Genomic DNA, 18173 nt, shown 5'->3' with positions numbered 1-18173 from the left:
AGCGGTACGGTGTACGGCCCGTGGCCCTGTCAAAACACGTACAGGGCCCGGGCCGGACAACTCGGCGCGGCGCTCTGCCGTGCCCGGGAATCGGGCGACCCGGCGAGGAACGACGGGTGCAGACACCGAGGGGGTTGGTCTTGCGTCAGATTTCGAACGCTCAACGCGGGCATTGTTACGCCCAGCTGAGAGTTCTCCGGGAATTCCTGGTGAGTGCTCAAGAATGGAACGTCGGAACCGACTCCCTCGTTGGCATAGCGTGAGCACGACACAGCCTCTCGTCCTCGCGGCCGAACTGGCCGCCGCCTGGAGCGACATCCAGGCCCACCATCACGACCTGCCCGATCTCGCCTCGCCCGAGGCGCTGATCGGCGAGTCGTCCTCGGCCTGCGGCACCCGGCTCGGTTTCGAGCGGCTGCTGCACGAGGCCGCCCACGGACTGGCCGCCGCCCGCGACATCCGGGACACCTCCCGGGCCGGGCGCTACCACAACCGTCGATTCCTCTTGCTCGCCTCCGAGTTGGGGCTGGCACACCCGGTCGAACCGCATGCCAGCAGCGGCTTCTCCCAGGTGACCATGCTGACCGAGACCCAGGATCGGTACGCCGCGACCATCGAACGGCTGGAGCTCGCCCTCGGCGCCCACCAGCAGGCGGTGGCCGGGACGCCCGACGGCGGCGTGCTGCGGGCGTTCCGCGGCCCGGCGGCCCGGCACGGCTCCTCCGGCGGCGGCGTGCGGGTCAAGGCCGTCTGCGGCTGCGGCCGCAACGTCCGGGTGGTGCCGTCGGTGCTGGCCCAGGCCTCGATCGTGTGCGGTGCCTGCCAGCAGCCGTTCAAGATCGCCTGATCGCGTACACCCCTCGGCCGGGTCTCCCGGCCCGGTCTGTGCCACATCACACACAGCTCTCGGCCGGGTCTTCCGTCTCCGGTCTGTGCCACATCACGCACAGCTCTCGGCCGGGTCTTCCGTCTCCGGTCTGTGCCACATCACGCACAGCTCTCGGCCAGGTTCGCCTCCGGTCGGAGGGCTGTGCGTGATGTGGCACAATCGATAGCTGATACCCGGCAGCCAACAGGAACCCTCTCGCCTACGGCTGGCGTGTCATTCGAACGACCGACCCCGCAACCCCACGCGGGAGCGCGGTCGCTCACCCACGTCAACTCCAGGAGAATCCACTCCCGTGGCAGTCAAGATCAAGCTCAAGCGTCTCGGCAAGATCCGTTCCCCGCACTACCGCATCGTCGTCGCCGACTCGCGCACCAAGCGTGACGGTCGCGCGATCGAGGAGATCGGCATCTACCAGCCGACCTACAACCCCTCGAAGATCGAGGTCGACACCGACCGCGCCCAGTACTGGCTGTCCGTCGGCGCCCAGCCGACCGAGCCGGTGCTCGCCATCCTCAAGCTGACCGGTGACTGGCAGAAGTTCAAGGGCCTGCCCGCCCCGGCCCCGCTGCTGGTGGCCGAGCCCAAGGTCGAGGACTTCTCGCACCTGTTCGCGAAGGCCGTCGCCGGCTTCGAGGACGCCACCACCGGTGTTGCCATCACCCCGAAGGCCAAGAAGTCGGACAAGGCCGAGGCTGACGCCGACGCCGCTTCCACCGAGGCCTGACCGTGATCGAGGACGCCCTCGATCACCTGGTGAAGGGCATTGTCGAGCACCCCGAGGACGTTCAGGTGCGCTCGCGCAACCTGCGCCGGGGTAACACCATCGAGGTGCGGGTGCACCCTGATGACCTCGGCAAGGTGATCGGCCGTGGCGGCCGCACCGCGCGTGCGCTGCGCACCGTGGTCGGCGCGCTCGGTGGTCGCAACGTCCGGGTCGACCTGGTCGACGTGGACAACATCCGCTGACGGTCACCGTCGCCTGAGATCCGGCCGGGACGCTCCACGCGTCCCGGCCGGATCTGTTTTCCCATCCCCGTACCTTCGTAAGCGAGCCCGCCCCGGCGGCTCGTACCCGTAGTAGCTAGCGCTCAGGAGTGCACCGTGCAGCTCGTCGTCGGCCGGATCGGTCGCGCCCACGGCATCAGGGGGGACGTCTTCGTCGAGGTCCGCACCGACGAACCCGAGCTGCGGCTCGGGCCCGGCGCGGTCCTGCTCACCGACCCCGCGACCGCCGGTCCGCTGACCGTGGAGTCCGGCAAGGTGCACAGCGGCCGGCTGCTGATCCGCTTCGCCGGCGTCAAGGACCGCAACGACGCTGAGGCGCTGCGCGGGACCATGCTGATCGCCGAGGTCGACCCGGAAGAGCGGCCGGAGGACGAGGACGAGTACTACGACCACCAGCTGATCGGCCTGGACGTGGTGCTGCTGGACGGCACCCTGGTCGGCGAGCTCACCGAGGTGGTCCACCTGCCCTACCAGGACCTGCTCACGGTCACCAGGCCGGACGGCACCGAGGTGCTGATCCCGTTCGTCAGCAAGATCGTGCCGACCATCGACCTGGAGAACCAGCGGGCCGTGATCGACCCGCCCGGCGGGCTGATCGACGACGGGGCCGAGGTCGCCGGCGGGCCGGAGAGCGACCGATGACGGCCGCCGAGGCCGCGGAGCCCGAGGCCGCGGAGCCCGAGGCGCCGGTGGCCGCGGCCGAGGAGCGGCACGGCATGCGGATCGACGTCGTCACGATCTTCCCCGAGTACCTGGAGCCGCTGAACGTCTCGCTGGTCGGCAAGGCCCGTGCGCGCGGGCAGCTGGACGTGCACCTGCACGACCTGCGCTCCTGGACCCACGACGTGCACCGCACCGTGGACGACACGCCGTACGGCGGCGGCCCCGGCATGGTGATGAAGCCCGAGCCGTGGGGCGAGGCGCTGGACGCGGTCTGTGCCGCCGGGCCGGCGGACCAGGTGCCGACGCTGGTGGTGCCCACCCCGAGCGGCGTGCCGTTCACCCAGGAGCTGGCCCAGGAACTGGCTGCCCGGCCCTGGCTGGCCTTCGCGCCGGCCCGCTACGAGGGCATCGACCGGCGGGTGATCGAGGAGGCCGCCACCCGGATGCCGGTGGTCGAGGCCTCGATCGGCGACTACGTGCTGGCCGGCGGCGAGGTCGCGGTGCTGGTGATGGTCGAGGCGATCGCCCGGCTGCTGCCCGGCGTGCTCGGCAACGCCGAGTCGCACCGCGACGACTCCTTCGCCCCCGGTGCGATGGCCGACCTGCTGGAGGGCCCGGTCTACACCAAGCCCGCCGAGTGGCGTGGCCGGGCGGTGCCGGAGATCCTGCTCAGCGGCAACCACGGCAAGATCGCCCGCTGGCGGCGCGAGCAGGCTTTCACCCGCACGCTGGCCAATCGCCCCGATCTGGTGGGGCGCTGGCGCCTTTCCTCCTTCGACAAGAAGGAGCGCGAGGTGCTGAGCGTGCTGGGGCTCGGCTGGGACGAGGAACGCGGCCGATTTCTCCGAGTAGCCGGGGCTGTGGAAGAATAGGCCGCTGTTGTCTGTCGCCGGGCTCTTCACAGGTCTTATCGACCAGGAGATCCGGTGGTCCCGCGCCCCCGCCACGGGGGGATCGCTAAGGCCGAGGCGACCCGCAACCCACCCCATTGTGACGAATTTCCGTGGGCGGCCCGTGGCGCCCGCGATGGAGAGCATCATGAGCAACAAGCTCGCTGCTGTCGACGCGGCCTCGCTGCGTACCGACATTCCGGCCTTCCGTGCCGGTGACACCCTGAAGGTTCACGTCCGGGTCATCGAGGGCAACCGCTCCCGTGTCCAGGTCTTCCAGGGCGTCGTGATCCGCCGCCACGGCGCGGGCATCGGTGAGACCTTCACCGTCCGCAAGGTGAGCTTCAACGTCGGCGTGGAGCGCACCTTCCCGGTGCACACCCCGATCGTCGAGAAGATCGAGGTCGTCACCCGCGGTGACGTCCGTCGCGCCAAGCTGTACTACCTCCGTGACCTGCGCGGCAAGGCCGCGAAGATCAAGGAGAAGCGCGACCGCTGAGTCGCTGCCCCCGGCGCGAGTCGGGGGTGCGGCACGCTCAGGCGGGGCGGCTAAGCTCAGCCCCGATGAGCACGCACGAACCGATCGCGGACCGCGACGGCACCTCCGCACCTCCGGGTGCGGGACCGCCGTCGCGGTCCGCGGTCGTTTCGGCCGATGAAACCGGTGAAACCGGTGAAACCGGTGAGGCCAGCGAGGCCAGTGACACCGGTGACACCGGTGACACCGTCAATGCAGCCGACGTCCCCGACGTCCCCGACGTCCCCGACGTCCCCGACGACGGTGCCGGGCCGGAGGCCGGCTGGCGCCTGCGCGATCTGGCCAAGCTCGTCGCGGCCTGCGTCCTGATCCTGCTGCTGGTCAACGTCTTTGTCGCGCAGCCCTTCGTGGTGCCCTCCGGCTCGATGGAGAACACCCTGCGCCCCGGCGACCGCCTGGTGGTGAACAAGCTGGCCTACCAGTTCGGTGGCACCGTGAGCCGCGGCGACGTGGTGGTCTTCGACGGTACCGACTCCTTCGTGCCCGGGGGCAACGAGTCGATCGGCATCGGTACCGAGCTGCGCAAGTTCGGCGCGGCGCTGGGCCTGGCGCCCTCGGACGGCTCGATCTTCGTCAAGCGGGTGATCGGGGTGGGCGGCGACCGGGTGACCTACCGGGCCGGCGACCACGAGCTGACCGTCAACGGCGTTCCACTGGCCGAGTCGGACTACCTCTACCCGGGCGACGCCCCCTCCGGTGTGGGCTTCGACGTCCAGGTCCCGCCCGGCAAGCTCTTCGTGCTGGGCGACCACCGCAGCAACTCCAGTGACTCCCGGGACCACCTCGGCGATCCCGGTGGCGGATACGTCCCGGTCAGCAAGGTGATCGGCCGGGCCGCCTGGGTGATCTTCCCCGTCGGGCACTGGTCCTCACTGGACCGGCCGCCCGGCTTCGCCGCCATCGCCGCGGCCGCGAAGGGCGGTGGCCATGGGAACCAGGGGTAGACCCGCGCCCGGCGGTCACCAGCGGTCCGACGGCACCGAGGCGCCGCACGGTGGCGCCCGGCCCTCGGACGCGAGCGGACAGCCGGACCCGGCACAGCGCCCGGCTCAGGCCGCGGCGGACGGCTCGGCCCAGGATCCGGCGCGGGAACCGGCCCAGGATCCGCTCAAGGGCCCGGTCGCTCCGCGCGGGCGCGCACAGCGGCGGCGCACCGCCCGGCGGGCCGCGCGCACCGGCCGGCGCTCGCTCTTTCGCGAGCTCCCGGTGATCGCCGTGGTGGCGCTGCTGATCGCGCTGGCCCTGAAGACCTTCTTCGTGCAGGTCTTCTCGATCCCCTCCGGATCGATGGAGCAGACCATCCAGATCGGCGACCGGGTGCTGGTGGACAAGCTCACCCCCTGGTTCGGCAGCACACCGCAGCGGGGTGACGTGGTGGTCTTCAAGGACCCGGGCGGCTGGCTGGAGAACCAGCCCGCCGCGGACTCCGGCGGCCCGGTCGGCCGCGGCCTCAAGGACGTCTTCAGCTTCGTCGGCCTGCTGCCCTCCTCGAACGAACAGGACCTGATCAAGCGGGTGATCGGGGTCGGCGGCGACACCGTGGCCTGCTGCGACGACCAGGGCCGGATCACCGTCAACGGCAACCCGATCGAGGAGCCGTACCTGGCTCCGGGCAACCCGCCCTCGCGCATCCCGTTCCGGGTCACGGTGCCCAAGGGGCGCCTGTGGGTGATGGGCGACCACCGCGACCTGTCCGCCGACTCGCGCTACCACATGACCGGCCCGGGGCAGGGCACCGTGCCGGTCGGGAACGTGATCGGGCGCGCCTTCTCGATCGCCTGGCCGCTGGACCGCCTGCAGGGGATCTCCCGGCCCACCTACCGGACCCCGGCCGCCCTCGGCTCGCCGGGCGGCGGTACGCTCGCCGGCCCGGCCGCGGGCCAATCGGTGGGGCTCGACCCGGATCCCTTGGAACCTTCGCTCGTTATGGGGATGTTGGGCGTTTCCCCGGCGCTGCTGCTGCGGCGCCGATCCGGGGTGCTCACCGGTGGCTCGCGCGCGGCCCGACGCCGCTGGCGGGCGGCCCGGCGATCAGCGGGCCCGGACTGACGGTCCGTCCGGTCCGCCGAGCCGCCGTGTGGGAGAGCCGGGTGGACCACTCGGAGTGATAGAGAAGTGCAGACATCCTCGCGGCCCGTGCCGTGCGGATGGTTCCGAAGGCTGTGCTGGTGTCAGGCCGTCCGGTGATGGGCAGGCCTGAGCCGGGTTCACGGTCGGTCACAGACGTGGTGTCCGCTGCGCGGCACTGGTGAGCGCGGACGATGGTCGTCCGCACAGCAGGGAGGAGATGTCGTGGGGGATCTGGTGATCGGCGCCCGCGGGGCCGGTGAGCCTGAGGGCTCCGGCGGCCGTACGGCCCAGTCCACCGAGTCCGGGCAGCCGACGGAGCCGGGCGACGGTGCCGGCGGTCAGGGCGAGGGCGCGCTGCCGGGCGCCGCCGACGAGCGCCCCGGCGAAGGCGGCCCGCAGGCCCCCGAGGCCCCGGCACAGGACAACGAGAAGCGGGCCGGCGAGCGCAAGCAGCGCTCGTTCTGGAAGGAACTGCCGATCCTGGTCGGCATCGCGCTGGTCCTGGCCCTGGTCATCAAGACCTTCTTCGTGCAGGCCTTCTCCATCCCCTCCGCGTCGATGGAGCAGACCCTCCAGATCGGCGACCGGGTGCTGGTGGACAAGCTGACTCCCTGGTTCGGCTCCAAGCCGGACCGCGGCGACGTGGTGGTCTTCCACGACCCGGGCGGCTGGCTCGACGGCGAGGGGACCCAGCAGAGCTCCAACGCGGTGGTCCGAGGCGCCCAGGATGTGCTGAGCTTCATCGGCCTGATGCCGTCGGCCAACGAGAAGGACCTGATCAAGCGGGTGATCGGGGTGGCCGGTGACACCATCGAGTGCCAGGGCAACGGGCCGCTCAAGGTCAACGGCGTGGCGCTGAACGAGCCTTACATCTACACCCCGGGCATCACGCCGCCCGACCCGTGCGCGGGCAAGCCGTTCGGGCCGGTCAAGGTGCCGCCGAACGCGATCTGGGTGATGGGCGACCACCGCAGCGACTCGCTGGACTCGCGCTTCCACATGGATCAGCCGGCGACCAAGAACGAGCCCGGCGGCGGCTTCGTCTCGGTGAACGACGTGGTCGGACGGGCCTTCGTGGTGGCCTGGCCGGTGAACCACTGGTCCACCCTGCCGGTGCCCTCCACCTTCGGGCAGAAGGGCATCGCGACGGCGGGCCTGGTGCCCCCGGCGCTCGGCGCCGTGGGGACGCTGCCGGTGGCGTGGTGGCTGCGCCGTCGGCGGACGAAGGGCGACTGAGCCTCCGTTTCCTTCGGTTCTTCTCTTGCGCGGGCCGTGGTACCGACGAGTAATCTGCTCGGACGTGCCACGGCCCGCCGCCGTGCCCGGCCCTCGAACCAGGACGGTCCCGATGAGCAGGCTCACCGAAGAAGGCCCCGGCCCGTCCGGGGCCGGGGCGGACGCCACGGCCGAAGCGCCCGCCGCCGCACCGGTGGCGCCCCGGCGCCGCTGGGGAGCCGGCGCGGTGCTGCAGACGGTGGCCCTGGTGCTGGGCCTCGGCCTGCTGCTGGGCGGGTTCGGGCTGATCGCGCTGGACTACCGGCCCTACGTGGTGCCCACCGGCTCGATGGAGCCGACCATCTCCGCCGGTGACACGGTGCTCGCCCGCAAGGTGGACGGCGGACCGGTCGGGCGCGGCGACATCGTGGTCTTCCACGATCCGACCTGGGGCAACGCGACGCTGGTCAAGCGGGTGGTGGCGGTCGGCGGTGACACGGTGGCCTACGGGAGTGCGGAGCACAGCCTGACGGTCGACGGCAAGCCGGTGACCGAGCCCTACCTGGCCCCCGACCAGGTGCCGAACACGCCGTTCAGCGTGCAGGTGCCCGCCGGGCGGCTCTTCCTGCTCGGCGACAACCGCGGCGGTTCGCTGGACTCCCGCTCGCACCTGGACGTCCTCGCCGGGACGGTGCCGGCCTCCGACGTGATCGCCCGGGTGGAGGCGACCGTCTGGCCGCTCGGCCACGCGGGCCTGCGCGGGCGTACGGTGGCCTTCGACGCGCTGGGTGGACCGGCGGCGAGCGGGCCGGGGCCGCTGGTGCCGGCCGCCTGGGCGTCGCTGGCCGGTGCGGTGGTGATCGTGCTGACCTCGCTGACCGGGCCGGCGGCCGCGCTGGCGCGCCGGCTGCGCGGGCGGCGCTGAGTTCCGGATACGGCGACGGCGACGGCGACGGGAACGGGGACGGGGACGGGGACGGATGGGCACGGGAGAGCCGGCGGTGCGCCGGCGGGAAGCGGCCCGGGTTCTGCTGCTGGACTCGGCCGACCGCCTGCTGCTCTTCCACGGCTTCGACCCCGCCGAGCCGGCCCGGACCTGGTGGTTCACCCCGGGCGGCGGGCTGGAGCCGGGGGAGGACAGCCGGGCGGCGGCGCGGCGCGAGCTCGCGGAGGAGACCGGGCTGACCGGGGTCGAGCTCGGACCGGTGGTCGCCGTCGATCTGGCGCTGTTCCCGTACGACGGTGAGCGGTACGAGCAGCACCAGAGCTTCCACCTCGCCCGGATCCGGCGGACCGGGCCCGAGCCGGACAGCTCGGGCTCCGAGCAGCAGGAACGGGCGCAACTGCGCCAGGCGCGTTGGTGGACGCTGGCGGATCTACGCCGCACGACCGAACAGGTCTACCCGGTGCGGCTGGCCGAGCTGCTGGCGCTCCTGCTGGAACAGGGGCCACCGGTGGACCCGGTCCGCCTCTGACCGACGGTGGCGTGGTCCACAATGGGGAGGGACCTGCCGAGCTGAGGGGACGCCTGCATGAGTGCGGAAGATCTCGAAAAGTACGAGACCGAGATGGAGCTCAAGCTCTACCGGGAGTACAAGGACGTCGTCGGCCTGTTCAAGTACGTGATCGAGACCGAGCGGCGGTTCTACCTCACGAACGACTACGAGCTGCAGGTGCACTCGGTCCAGGGGGAGGTCTTCTTCGAGGTGTCGATGGCCGATGCCTGGGTCTGGGACATGTACCGCCCCGCCCGGTTCGTCCGGAAGGTGCGGGTGCTGACCTTCAAGGACGTCAACATCGAGGAACTGGCGAAGAGCGACCTGGAGCTGCCCTCGGACGAGGCGGGCTTCGGGAGCTGAGCCGCTCGGGGCCCCGGGCCCGACGGGCAGGTCGTTCGTCCTGACGGGTCTTCCGTCCTGATGGGTCGTTCGTTCCGGCGGGTCGTTCGTTCTGGCGGGTACGTCCGTCCGAGTGGCGGCGATTGTCCACAGCCCCCGGGTTATCCACAGTTTGACGGTACCCGCTGGGCGGGGCGGGTGCTGTGCGGCAACCTCCGTGATCGGAGGTGATCGCCGTGCAGAACGCACACACGGCCCTGGGCCGCTACGGCGAGGAAGTGGCCGCCCGCAGGCTCGCCGAGGAGGGCCTGCAGGTCCTGGAGCGCAACTGGCGCTGTTCCGAGGGCGAACTCGACATCATCGTGCTGGATGGCGACACGGTCGCCGTCTGCGAGGTCAAGACCCGCTCCGAGCGGGGTTTCCAACAGCCGGCGGAGGCGATCGGCACGGTCAAGGCGCAGCGCCTGCGCCACCTCGCCGAACGCTGGCTATCCGAACGCTGGCCGGAGCACTTCGTCCGGCTCGCCGAGGGCGTGGCCAGGGCGGTGCCGCTCCCCGGAGGCACCGCCGCAGCGCCACCGGTGAACGGCTCGTCGAGCGGCCCGGTGAGCGGCCCGGTGAACGGCCCGGTGAGCGGCCCGGTGAACGGCCCGGCGCCGGCCGCGCCGGCTCCGCCCGTCACCGCGGTTCCGCTGCCGCCCGGCGGGGTGCGGATCGATCTCGTCTCGGTGGTCAGCCGGGCGCGCGGCGCCGCGCGGATCGAGCACCTGCGGGGGGTGATCTGAGATGGCCTTCGCCCGTACCTGCTCGGTGGCCCTGCTCGGGGTGGACGGTGTGGTGGTCGAGGTGCAGGCCGACCTCGAACCGGGTGTCGCCGCCTTCACCCTGGTCGGGCTGCCCGACAAGGCGCTCAGCGAGGCCCGCGACCGGGTCAGGGCGGCGGTGGTGAACTCCGGCGAGAGCTGGCCGCAGCGCAAGCTCACGGTCGGGCTCAGTCCCGCCTCGGTGCCCAAGAGCGGTAGCGGCTTCGATCTCGCGGTGGCCTGCGCGGTGCTCGCCGCCGCCGAGCGCCTGCCACCGGAGGCCATCGCCGACCTGCTGGTCATCGGTGAGCTGGGGCTGGACGGCCGGGTCCGCCCGGTGCGCGGGGTGCTGCCCTCGGTGCTGGCGGCCGCCGACGCCGGCTACCGGCAGGTGGTGGTCGCCGAGCAGACCGTGGCCGAGGCGGCGCTGGTCCCCGGCGTCTCGGTGCTCGGCGTGCGCACCCTGCGGCAGCTGATCGCGCTGCTCACCGATGCGCCCGTCCCCGAGGAGCCGCCGGATCCGGTCGCCGGCAGCCCCGACCCACTGATGTCCGGGCTGCTGCTGCCGGGCGCCGCCGTGCGCCGGACCACCGCCGACCCCGAGTTCGGCCCCGACCTGGCGGACGTCGCCGGGCAGGAGGAGGCCCGCCGGGCACTGGAGATCGCCGCCGCGGGCGCCCATCACCTCTATCTCAAGGGGCCGCCCGGAGCCGGCAAGACGATGCTCGCCGAGCGGCTGCCCGGGCTGCTCCCACCGCTGACCCGCACCGAGGCGCTGGAGGTCACCGCGGTGCACTCGGTGGCCGGGCTGCTGCCGGCCGGGCGTCCCCTCGTCGACCTGCCGCCGTACTGCGCCCCGCACCACTCCACCACGATGCCCGCCATCATCGGCGGCGGCAGCGGCCTGCCCCGTCCGGGCGCGGTCTCGCTGGCCCACCGCGGCGTGCTCTTCCTGGACGAGGCACCGGAGTTCCCGGTCCGGGTCCTGGACGCGCTGCGCCAACCCCTGGAGTCCGGCGAGGTGGTGATCGCCCGTTCGGCCGGCTCGCTGCGGCTGCCGGCCAACTTCCTGCTCTGCCTGGCGGCCAATCCGTGTCCGTGTGGCCGCCACTCCCGGCGCGGCGAGGGGTGCGAGTGCACACCGACGATGGTGAGCCGCTATCAGGCGCGGCTCTCCGGGCCGCTGCTGGACCGGGTGGACCTGCGGGTCCAGGTCGAGCCGGTGACCAGGGCCGCGCTGCTGGACCGGAACAGCTCGGCCGAGCGCACCGCCGTGGTGGCCGCCCGGGTCCGGGCCGCCAGGGAGCGGACGGCAGCCCGCCTCGCCGGGACGCCGTGGCGTACCAACGCCGAGGTCCCCGGCCGCGAGCTGCGCACCCGCTGGCGACCGTTGGAGGGGTCGCTGACCGAGGCCGAACGCGAGATGGAGCGCGGCCAGCTCACCGCGCGCGGGCTGGACCGCGTGCTGCGAGTGGCCTGGACCGTCGCCGACCTGGCCGGCCACGACGTCCCCGGGGCCGCCGAGGTGGGGACGGCGCTGGTGCTGCGGCGCGGCTTCCCGAGCGGTGTCCGATCGCTGGGAGTGCCGCTGGGCGGGCCCTTGGGAGGGCGGCGATGACCGAGCGGGAGGAGACACAGATCGCGCTGGACCTCACGACCGGCACGGGCACTGGTGCCGGCGCCGACCCTGGCCGTGCACCGGCCCCGGGGGAGGAGCGGCTGGCCCGGGTCGCCCTGACCCGGTTGGTCGAGCCCGGCACCACGGCGGTGGGCCGGTGGTTGCGGTCGCGGTCCGCGGCCGAACTGATCGAACTGGTGCGGACCCGGCAGGAGCTGCCCGAGCTGAGCCTCGATCAGCGACGCCTGGCGGTGCTGCGCCAACGACTGGCACTCACCGACCCGGTCGCCGACCTCGAACAGCTGCGGGCGATCGGCGGCCGTTTCCTCGTCCCCACCGACGCGGAGTGGCCCAGCCAGCTGGCCGATCTGGCCGATGCCCAGCCGATCGGCCTGTGGGTGCTGGGCACCGGATCGCTTCGGCTGCTCGCGCTGCGCTCGGTCGCGCTGGTCGGCGCCCGCGCCTGCACGGCCTACGGCGCGCATGTCGCCACCGAGCTGGCGGCCGCACTCGCCGAGCGCGGCTGGGTGGTGTGCTCCGGGGCGGCCTACGGCATCGACGCGGCCGCCCATCGCGGCGCGCTGGCGGTGGGCGGCATGACGGTGGCGGTGCTCGCCTGCGGAGTGGACGTGCGCTACCCGCGCGGCCACAGCGAACTGATCGGCCGGATCGCCGAACAGGGCCAGCTGGTCAGCGAGCTGCCGCCGGGGGAGCATCCCAACCGCTTCCGCTTCGTGCTCCGCAACCGGGTGCTGGCGGCGCTGACCCGGGGCACGGTCGTGGTCGAGGCGGCGGTGCGCAGCGGGGCGCTCAGCACCGCGCGGCGCGCCCAGGAGCTCAACCGGCACACCATGGGCGTCTGCGGCCCGGTGACCTCCGAGCTGTCGGCCGGAGTGCACGCGCTGATCCGCGGTGGTGGCGCGACGCTGGTCACCGATGCGGCGGAGGTGGCCGAGCAGATCGGTTCGATCGGGGCGGACCTCCCTTCACCGCGCAACTCCCGGCCCCGCCCCAGGGATCTGCTCCAGCACGCCGCCGCCCAGGTGCTGGAGGCGATCCCGGGCGGACCGGCCGGCGCATCGGCCGCCGACCTCGTGCTGCGCACCGGTTTCCCCGCTGATCAGGTCCACAAGGAGCTCTACGAACTGTGCTCGCTGGGCTTCGTCCAACGTGTGGGATCGCACTGGAGGGTGATCCGTTGACGGCTGACGAATCGTGAGGCGCGCGGTGCTCGTTGGTGCGGTCACGGGCACCCGCATTCCGCGACGGCGCCGCCCGGGCGGTCCCGATTCGTGTGCTCCCGTTCCCACGACGGAGTGAACGCCACCGGATCGAGCGACGGCCAGGTGGTGGTAGCACAGCGCATCGACTCGGTCACGCTACGCTCGCTATGGCTTCCCTATCAGCACATGACTCGGCAGAACGGCGCAGACCCACGTATGCCCACACACATTCCCGGACACAGGGTGACCAGTGCCGGCCTGCCCTCGGGGGGCTCCGGCACCGACTCGCGACTCAGCACCGACGCCCAGCCCGCGAAGCCCGTCCTGTCGAGCAGTCATCCGCCGAGCGCGGCCGTGCCGCTGTCCGGAGCTGACGCCCCGCCAAGCACCCCGGGCCCGCAGCATGGCGCCGAGTGGCGCAGCGCACCGGGCGCGGAGGCGGGGGGCGCGGTGGGCGGTGGGTGGGTGTTGAACGCGCCGGAGCCCACCGGGCGCGCGGCCGAGCGCACCGCGCACCGCGATCAGTTCGCCACGGCTCCGATCCCGCCGCCCGTCATCAGCCGCTCCGGACAGTCGTCCACCGGACAGTCGTCCACCCGGCAGCCGTTCACCGGGCAGTCGCCCCTTGGGGAGCCTTCCACCAGGGAGTCGTCCCTCGGGGAGCCGTTCCCCGGAGAGCCGCGTGCATCGGCTGCTGACCGGTCGTCGACGCGCGCCGCCGATCGGGCGGACACCGTGGCCGCCCGGCCGGGCCGGCCATCCGTGCCGGGCGGCACCCGTACCGAGTCGCCCTCCCGCCTGCCACGGCCCAACGCCGCGCCGGTGCCCCCCGCGGGCCGTCCGCCGGTCTCGGAGCTCGGCCCGCCCGCGAGACCGCCCGCCGGGCCCGGCCCTGGCGCCGGCTCGGGGCCCGACCGGGAGCACCACCGGGCCTGCCCACCCGAGCAGGTCCCGGCTCCGCAACCGGAGAAGCCTGCGGCCCCGACCGCTGTTCCGCCGATCCGGCAGCGTGACGACGTGCCGGGTCCGCGGGCGCCACACACCCTGCCCCTCGTGATGCCCGCGCCTGGGCGCAGCCCTGAGCAGCAGGCGGTCCCCGGCGTCGGCCCGGGCGGTGGACCACGGGCTCAGCGGGCCGACGCCGCCTGGGGACCGAGCGCCACCGTGCCCGCTGGTGCGGACGCAGGTGCGAAGAGAGCCATCCGCCGTGCGGCCGGGCGGGCCGCGGCGGTGGTGTCGAGAGCGTCCGGGATGCCCGGGATGGCCTCGGTACCGGCGCCGGGCCGCGGACCGGACCGCGGACCGGACCGGCGGGCACAGGGTGAGAGCGCTGGTGGCAGCAGTGCGGCCCGGATCGCCGCGGAGCCCGAGCCGCAGGCAGGCCGTGACCGACCGCCCGCCCCCGCACCCACGATGCCGACCGGCTCGGCAGGACAGGGAGCCGATTGCGGTCAGCGGCCGCTGCCGGCGGACCCGGCGGTGGCGGTGCCCGCACCAGCCAGACCGTCGGGGGGAGGGGCCGGCCCCGGCCGGCCGCCAGGGGCCGCCGAGCCCGCGGCCGGAGCGCGGGCCCGGCTCGGTCAGCAGGCAGCGCCGCCGTCTGCCGGTACCCCGCCGTCAGCTGCCGCACCACCGGCCGTCCCGTCGTCGGCCGTCCCGTCATCAGCTGCCCAGCCGTCGGCCGCCCCGCCCTCGGCCCGGGTGCCCCCCACGACCGCGCCCCCCTCGGTAGCCGCCTCCACCACCGCCCGCACGGCCGACGCGCGGTCGGGTGCGAGGGGCACGGTCGGCCAGAGCGCGCTCGAGTCGCTCTGGCGCTCCTACAAGGGCAGTGGCGACCCCTACCTGCGTGAGCAGTTGATCCTCCATTACTCCCCACTGGTCAAATACGTGGCCGGCCGGGTCGGTGTCGGTCTGCCCGCCAACGTCGAGCAGGCGGACTTCGTCTCCTCCGGGATCTTCGGACTCATCGATGCGATCGAGAAGTTCGACCTGGACCGGGCGATCAAGTTCGAGACCTACGCGATCAGCCGGATCCGCGGCGCGATCATCGACGAACTGCGGGCCCTGGACTGGATCCCGCGCTCGATCCGGCAGAAGGCCAAGGCGGTCGAGCGGACCTACGCCGCCCTTGAAGCCCGGCTGCGACGGACCCCGCACGAGCCCGAGGTGGCCGCCGAGATGGGCATCGCGATCGAGGACCTGCACACGATCTTCAGTCAGCTCTCGCTCGCCAACGTGGTGGCGCTGGACGAGCTGCTCCACCCGGCCGGTGAGGGAGGCGAGCGGCTGAGCCTGATGGACACCCTGGAGGACACCGGGGCCGACGACCCGGTCGAGATCGCCGAGGACCGCGAGCTGCGCAAGCTGCTGGCCAGGGCCATCAACACGCTGCCGGACCGGGAGAAGACCGTGGTGACGCTCTACTACTACGAGGGCCTGACGCTGGCCGAGATCGGACAGGTCCTCGGGGTGACCGAGAGCCGGGTCAGTCAGATCCACACCAAATCGGTCCTCCAGCTGCGGGCGAAGCTCTCCGATCTGCGCTGACGGCCCGCCCGTCCGGTCAGCGCAGTGCCGGTCCGGCCGGCCACCCGCGCCGGCGGGTGCGCCGAGGGCTCGGCTCTCAGATGGGCTCCGTAGAGTGGGAGGGTGCCGAAGATCCGAGCCGCCACCCTGGCCGAGCACCGCCAATTGCAGCGTGCCGCCCTCCTGGACGCCGCCCGCGAGCTCCTCACCGAAGGCGGGATGGAGGCGCTCACCTTTCCGGCCCTGGCCGCCAGGACCGGGCTGGCCCGCTCGTCGGTGTACGAGTACTTCCGCTCCCGGGCCGCCGTGGTGGAGCAGCTCTGCGAGGTGGACTTCCCGCTCTGGGCGGCGGAGATCGAGGCCGGGATGGCCGCCTGCGACAGTGCGAACGACCAGCTGGCCGCGTACATCCGCGGTCAGCTCGTGCTGGCCGGTGATCCGCGGCACCGGGCCATCGTGGCGCTCTCCGCCGCGGAGCTGGACGAGGCCGCGCGCAACCGGATCCGGGCCGCCCACGCGGGGCTGGTCGGGCTGGTGGTGGAGGCCCTGGGCGCGCTGGGCCACCAGGATCCGCGGCTGGCGGCGACGCTGCTCCAGGGCGTGGTGGAGTCGGCGGTCAAGTACTCGGAGGGCCGCTCGGCCGCCGAGCGCGAGCTGATCGCGGACACCGCCGTGGCGCTGGCCCTGCGCGGGTTGGACACCACGCCGGCGAACTGACCGAGCTGCCGGGCATGACCGGCCTGCCCGCCTTGAACGGTCATGCCCGACGGCAGGCGCCCACCCGGTGCGAAATCGGTGGCCCGCGGCGCGGCAGCGGCTACCCGCTCCGGTGGACGCAGGGGCAGCAGTCGGGCCTGCCCGGCGCCGAGCAGCGCGAGCGGATCGAGATAGCGCCCGCCTCGTAGCAGCCCCCAGTGCAGGCACCCCGTCGGGCAGTGCCCGGCCCCCGGCGCCAGCCGGCCGATGACGCCGCCGGCCGCGACCGCTGTCCCCACCGCAGCGCCGTCCACCACCGGCAGGTACGTGGTGCGCAGCGGGGGCGTACCGGTGCCGGGGTGCACCACCGTCACCACCGGATGCCCGGCGACCTCACCGGAGAAGGCGACGACCCCAGCCGCGGCGGCCCGGACGGGCTCGCCCGCAGCCGCGGTCAGATCGACGCCGCGGTGCCCGGCGGCCCATACCGCGGGCGGTGGCTCGAACCGGCGCAGCACCCCGGACGGACCACCGACCGGCCAGGCGCGCCCGGGGCCGGAGCCGGGCAGGGCGCCGCCGCCGAGCGGCGATGCCCGGGCGGCGGCCGGTGCGGGCCCGATGCAGGCGGTCAGCACGAGTGCCGAGTGCGCCGCCACCCGGAGCACCGTGCGCCTGGCGAAGCGCGAACCGCCGGTGAAGAGGGAGCCGAAGAGGGAGCCGAAGGGGGAATGGAAGGAGCGGAAGCGAAGGGCGGACCACAGCAGAGGAGTCATGCCGCGAGGGTCCGCCCGGCTGCCGGCCATCGCCACCCCCGCCCCGATTTCTGTGGACAACTCGGGTCCTGTGCACAGAGCGCCCCACCCGTACAGCCGCATCTGCCAGCGGATGACCCGACAATCGGCTTGCGTGACCCGCCACGCCGGCCCCTGGACCGGCCCCTTGAGCACAGAGTCGCCGGTCACGCGGCGCTTCCCGTACACTTCACAACGCGACCCGGTCTCTCGGGTCGACTTCGCACGCCCCGCCACCGGCGATCAAGCGCGCGGCCCACCGCCCTCAGGCCCGGTCCGCCGCCCCGCCCGGTGCGAGTGCCGCTCGGTCCCCCGAGCCTGTCGCGGCCCCGCCGCCCAGGATCGGACGGCTCGGCACGTCGGGGCGTCAGGCGTGACGGTCACCCGACCGGCACGGACAACCGAGGCAGACCCGGTAGTCGCCGAGTGCCACCAGGCAGCAACGACGAGCCGGGCGCAATACCTGAGGAGCGCGGCCATGGCCGTCGTCACGATGCGGGAGCTGCTGGAGAGCGGCGTCCACTTCGGTCACCAGACCCGTCGTTGGAACCCGAAGATGAAGCGTTTCATCTTCACGGAGCGCAACGGCATCTACATCATCGACCTGCTGCAGTCGCTGAACTACATCGACCGCGCGTTCGAGTTCGTCAAGGAGACCGTTGCCCACGGCGGCAGCGTCCTCTTCGTCGGCACCAAGAAGCAGGCCCAGGAGGCCATCGCCGAGCAGGCCACTCGCGTGGGCATGCCCTACGTGAACCAGCGCTGGCTCGGCGGCATGCTGACCAACTTCTCCACCGTCTACAAGCGTCTGCAGCGCCTCAAGGAGCTCGGCGAGCTGGACTTCTCGGACGTGGCCGGCTCCGGCCTGACCAAGAAGGAGCTCCTGGTCCTCCAGCGCGAGCACGACAAGCTGGAGAAGACCCTCGGCGGTATCCGCGACATGCAGCGCGTCCCCAGCGCTGTCTGGATCGTGGACACCAAGAAGGAGCACATCGCGGTCGGCGAGGCCCGGAAGCTCAACATCCCGGTCGTCGCCATCCTCGACACCAACTGTGACCCCGACGAGGTCGACTACAAGATCCCGGGCAACGATGACGCGATCCGCTCCGTCACCCTGCTCACCCGTGTGATCGCCGACGCCGTCGCCGAGGGCCTCAAGGCCCGTGCCGGTGTCGCCAAGGGCGACGTCAAGGCCGAGCCGGGCGCCGACCAGCCGCTGGCCGACTGGGAGCAGGACCTCCTGGCGACCGGTGACAAGAAGGCCGACGAGGCCCCCGCCGCCGACGAGGCCGCCGTTGAGGCCCCCGCCGCCGACGAGACCCCCGTCGAGGCCCCCGCCGCTGACGAGGCTCCCGCTGCCGAGGCTCCGGCCGCCGAGGCCGAGCAGGCCTGACGCACCGAAGGG

The 18173-nt window shown here is 72.9% G+C and carries 18 protein-coding genes and 2 pseudogenes; 19 read left to right on the top strand and 1 reads right to left on the bottom strand.

Annotation, left to right across the window (positions count from 1 at the left end; genetic code table 11):
• Nucleotides 1–223: 223 nt before the first annotated feature.
• The 18 genes and pseudogenes from ACFZB9_RS34160 to ACFZB9_RS34075 all read left to right on the top strand — a co-directional run bounded on the left by ACFZB9_RS34160 (nucleotide 224) and on the right by ACFZB9_RS34075 (nucleotide 16186).
• Entirely contained in the window at nucleotides 224–847 is a 624-nt protein-coding gene (locus ACFZB9_RS34160) for a hypothetical protein (protein WP_391453709.1), read from the top strand.
• Nucleotides 848–1181: 334 nt separating this feature from the next.
• The gene (gene rpsP, locus ACFZB9_RS34155) at nucleotides 1182–1613 is read left to right on the top strand and encodes a 30S ribosomal protein S16 (RefSeq protein ID WP_184935375.1); all 432 of its coding nucleotides are present in this window, start codon (nucleotides 1182–1184) and stop codon (nucleotides 1611–1613) included.
• A 2-nt stretch (nucleotides 1614–1615) separates the two neighbouring features.
• Entirely contained in the window at nucleotides 1616–1855 is a 240-nt protein-coding gene (locus ACFZB9_RS34150) for an RNA-binding protein (protein WP_266293475.1), read from the top strand.
• Between the two features lie 135 nt (nucleotides 1856–1990).
• Nucleotides 1991–2536, top strand: a complete 546-nt coding sequence (gene rimM / locus ACFZB9_RS34145; protein WP_391453707.1) for a ribosome maturation factor RimM — start codon at nucleotides 1991–1993, stop codon at nucleotides 2534–2536.
• 74 nt (nucleotides 2537–2610) lie between these two features.
• On the top strand, nucleotides 2611–3429 hold the full coding sequence (gene trmD / locus ACFZB9_RS34140) for a tRNA (guanosine(37)-N1)-methyltransferase TrmD (RefSeq protein WP_391453785.1): 819 nt from the start codon (nucleotides 2611–2613) through the stop codon (nucleotides 3427–3429).
• Nucleotides 3430–3595: 166 nt separating this feature from the next.
• The gene (rplS, locus tag ACFZB9_RS34135; protein ID WP_145904254.1) at nucleotides 3596–3946 is read left to right on the top strand and encodes a 50S ribosomal protein L19; all 351 of its coding nucleotides are present in this window, start codon (nucleotides 3596–3598) and stop codon (nucleotides 3944–3946) included.
• 65 nt (nucleotides 3947–4011) lie between these two features.
• On the top strand, nucleotides 4012–4929 hold the full coding sequence (lepB, locus tag ACFZB9_RS34130) for a signal peptidase I (RefSeq protein ID WP_391453705.1): 918 nt from the start codon (nucleotides 4012–4014) through the stop codon (nucleotides 4927–4929).
• Nucleotides 4913–6034: a signal peptidase I gene (gene lepB, locus ACFZB9_RS34125; RefSeq protein WP_391453703.1), complete on the top strand. Its 1122-nt coding sequence runs from the start codon at nucleotides 4913–4915 to the stop codon at nucleotides 6032–6034. The genes lepB (ACFZB9_RS34130) and lepB (ACFZB9_RS34125) overlap by 17 nt, the downstream gene beginning before the upstream one ends.
• 243 nt (nucleotides 6035–6277) lie before the next feature.
• Nucleotides 6278–7291, top strand: a complete 1014-nt coding sequence (gene lepB / locus ACFZB9_RS34120) for a signal peptidase I (RefSeq protein ID WP_391453701.1) — start codon at nucleotides 6278–6280, stop codon at nucleotides 7289–7291.
• Nucleotides 7292–7403: 112 nt separating this feature from the next.
• Complete coding sequence (gene lepB / locus ACFZB9_RS34115; protein ID WP_391453699.1) at nucleotides 7404–8195, top strand: signal peptidase I; 792 nt, start codon at nucleotides 7404–7406, stop codon at nucleotides 8193–8195.
• A 55-nt stretch (nucleotides 8196–8250) separates the two neighbouring features.
• The gene (locus ACFZB9_RS34110) at nucleotides 8251–8745 is read left to right on the top strand and encodes an NUDIX hydrolase (protein WP_391453698.1); all 495 of its coding nucleotides are present in this window, start codon (nucleotides 8251–8253) and stop codon (nucleotides 8743–8745) included.
• 57 nt (nucleotides 8746–8802) lie between these two features.
• Nucleotides 8803–9129: a DUF2469 domain-containing protein gene (locus ACFZB9_RS34105; protein ID WP_110669769.1), complete on the top strand. Its 327-nt coding sequence runs from the start codon at nucleotides 8803–8805 to the stop codon at nucleotides 9127–9129.
• Between the two features lie 215 nt (nucleotides 9130–9344).
• A complete protein-coding gene (locus ACFZB9_RS34100; RefSeq protein WP_391453697.1) occupies nucleotides 9345–9893 on the top strand; it encodes a YraN family protein in 549 nt (182 codons plus the stop codon).
• A gap of 1 nt (nucleotide 9894) precedes the next feature.
• Entirely contained in the window at nucleotides 9895–11529 is a 1635-nt protein-coding gene (locus tag ACFZB9_RS34095) for a YifB family Mg chelatase-like AAA ATPase (protein ID WP_391453695.1), read from the top strand.
• Entirely contained in the window at nucleotides 11526–12731 is a 1206-nt protein-coding gene (gene dprA, locus ACFZB9_RS34090; RefSeq protein ID WP_391453694.1) for a DNA-processing protein DprA, read from the top strand. Before ACFZB9_RS34095 ends, dprA begins: the two co-directional genes overlap by 4 nt.
• Nucleotides 12732–14546: 1815 nt before the next feature.
• Nucleotides 14547–15302: pseudogene (whiG, locus tag ACFZB9_RS34085) on the top strand (RNA polymerase sigma factor WhiG); the annotation flags it as partial.
• Between the two features lie 126 nt (nucleotides 15303–15428).
• Entirely contained in the window at nucleotides 15429–15998 is a 570-nt protein-coding gene (locus tag ACFZB9_RS34080; RefSeq protein WP_391453784.1) for a TetR/AcrR family transcriptional regulator, read from the top strand.
• Between the two features lie 14 nt (nucleotides 15999–16012).
• Nucleotides 16013–16186, top strand: coding sequence for a hypothetical protein (locus tag ACFZB9_RS34075; RefSeq protein WP_391453789.1), 174 nt, complete (start codon nucleotides 16013–16015; stop codon nucleotides 16184–16186).
• A gap of 33 nt (nucleotides 16187–16219) precedes the next feature.
• Here ACFZB9_RS34075 and ACFZB9_RS34070 read toward each other — a convergent pair.
• A pseudogene (locus tag ACFZB9_RS34070) lies at nucleotides 16220–16750 on the bottom strand (peptidoglycan DD-metalloendopeptidase family protein); the annotation flags it as partial.
• A gap of 496 nt (nucleotides 16751–17246) precedes the next feature.
• On the opposite strand from ACFZB9_RS34070, the gene rpsB reads away from it, so the two are divergent.
• Nucleotides 17247–18161 (top strand): 30S ribosomal protein S2, encoded by a 915-nt coding sequence (gene rpsB, locus ACFZB9_RS34065; protein ID WP_391453693.1) that lies wholly within the window; start codon nucleotides 17247–17249, stop codon nucleotides 18159–18161.
• The last annotated feature ends 12 nt before the right edge of the window (nucleotides 18162–18173 follow it).

The organism is Kitasatospora sp. NPDC008050, assembly GCF_042957465.1.
Classification (GTDB): domain Bacteria; phylum Actinomycetota; class Actinomycetes; order Streptomycetales; family Streptomycetaceae; genus Kitasatospora.
Note: the sequence above shows the minus strand (reverse complement) of the source record. Positions and strands in the feature narration are given on the sequence as shown.

What these genes read in the sequence shown, in the direction of transcription:
- ACFZB9_RS34160 (WP_391453709.1), top strand. Translation starts at nt 224, where the DNA reads ATGGAACGTCGGAACCGACTCCCTCGTTGGCATAGCGTGAGCACGACA.
- trmD (WP_391453785.1), top strand. Translation starts at nt 2,611, where the DNA reads ATGCGGATCGACGTCGTCACGATCTTCCCCGAGTACCTGGAGCCGCTG.
- rplS (WP_145904254.1), top strand. Translation starts at nt 3,596, where the DNA reads ATGAGCAACAAGCTCGCTGCTGTCGACGCGGCCTCGCTGCGTACCGAC.
- lepB (WP_391453705.1), top strand. Translation starts at nt 4,012, where the DNA reads ATGAGCACGCACGAACCGATCGCGGACCGCGACGGCACCTCCGCACCT.
- lepB (WP_391453703.1), top strand. Translation starts at nt 4,913, where the DNA reads ATGGGAACCAGGGGTAGACCCGCGCCCGGCGGTCACCAGCGGTCCGAC.
- lepB (WP_391453699.1), top strand. Translation starts at nt 7,404, where the DNA reads ATGAGCAGGCTCACCGAAGAAGGCCCCGGCCCGTCCGGGGCCGGGGCG.
- ACFZB9_RS34110 (WP_391453698.1), top strand. Translation starts at nt 8,251, where the DNA reads ATGGGCACGGGAGAGCCGGCGGTGCGCCGGCGGGAAGCGGCCCGGGTT.
- ACFZB9_RS34105 (WP_110669769.1), top strand. Translation starts at nt 8,803, where the DNA reads ATGAGTGCGGAAGATCTCGAAAAGTACGAGACCGAGATGGAGCTCAAG.
- ACFZB9_RS34095 (WP_391453695.1), top strand. Translation starts at nt 9,895, where the DNA reads ATGGCCTTCGCCCGTACCTGCTCGGTGGCCCTGCTCGGGGTGGACGGT.
- dprA (WP_391453694.1), top strand. Translation starts at nt 11,526, where the DNA reads ATGACCGAGCGGGAGGAGACACAGATCGCGCTGGACCTCACGACCGGC.
- ACFZB9_RS34075 (WP_391453789.1), top strand. Translation starts at nt 16,013, where the DNA reads ATGACCGGCCTGCCCGCCTTGAACGGTCATGCCCGACGGCAGGCGCCC.
- rpsB (WP_391453693.1), top strand. Translation starts at nt 17,247, where the DNA reads ATGGCCGTCGTCACGATGCGGGAGCTGCTGGAGAGCGGCGTCCACTTC.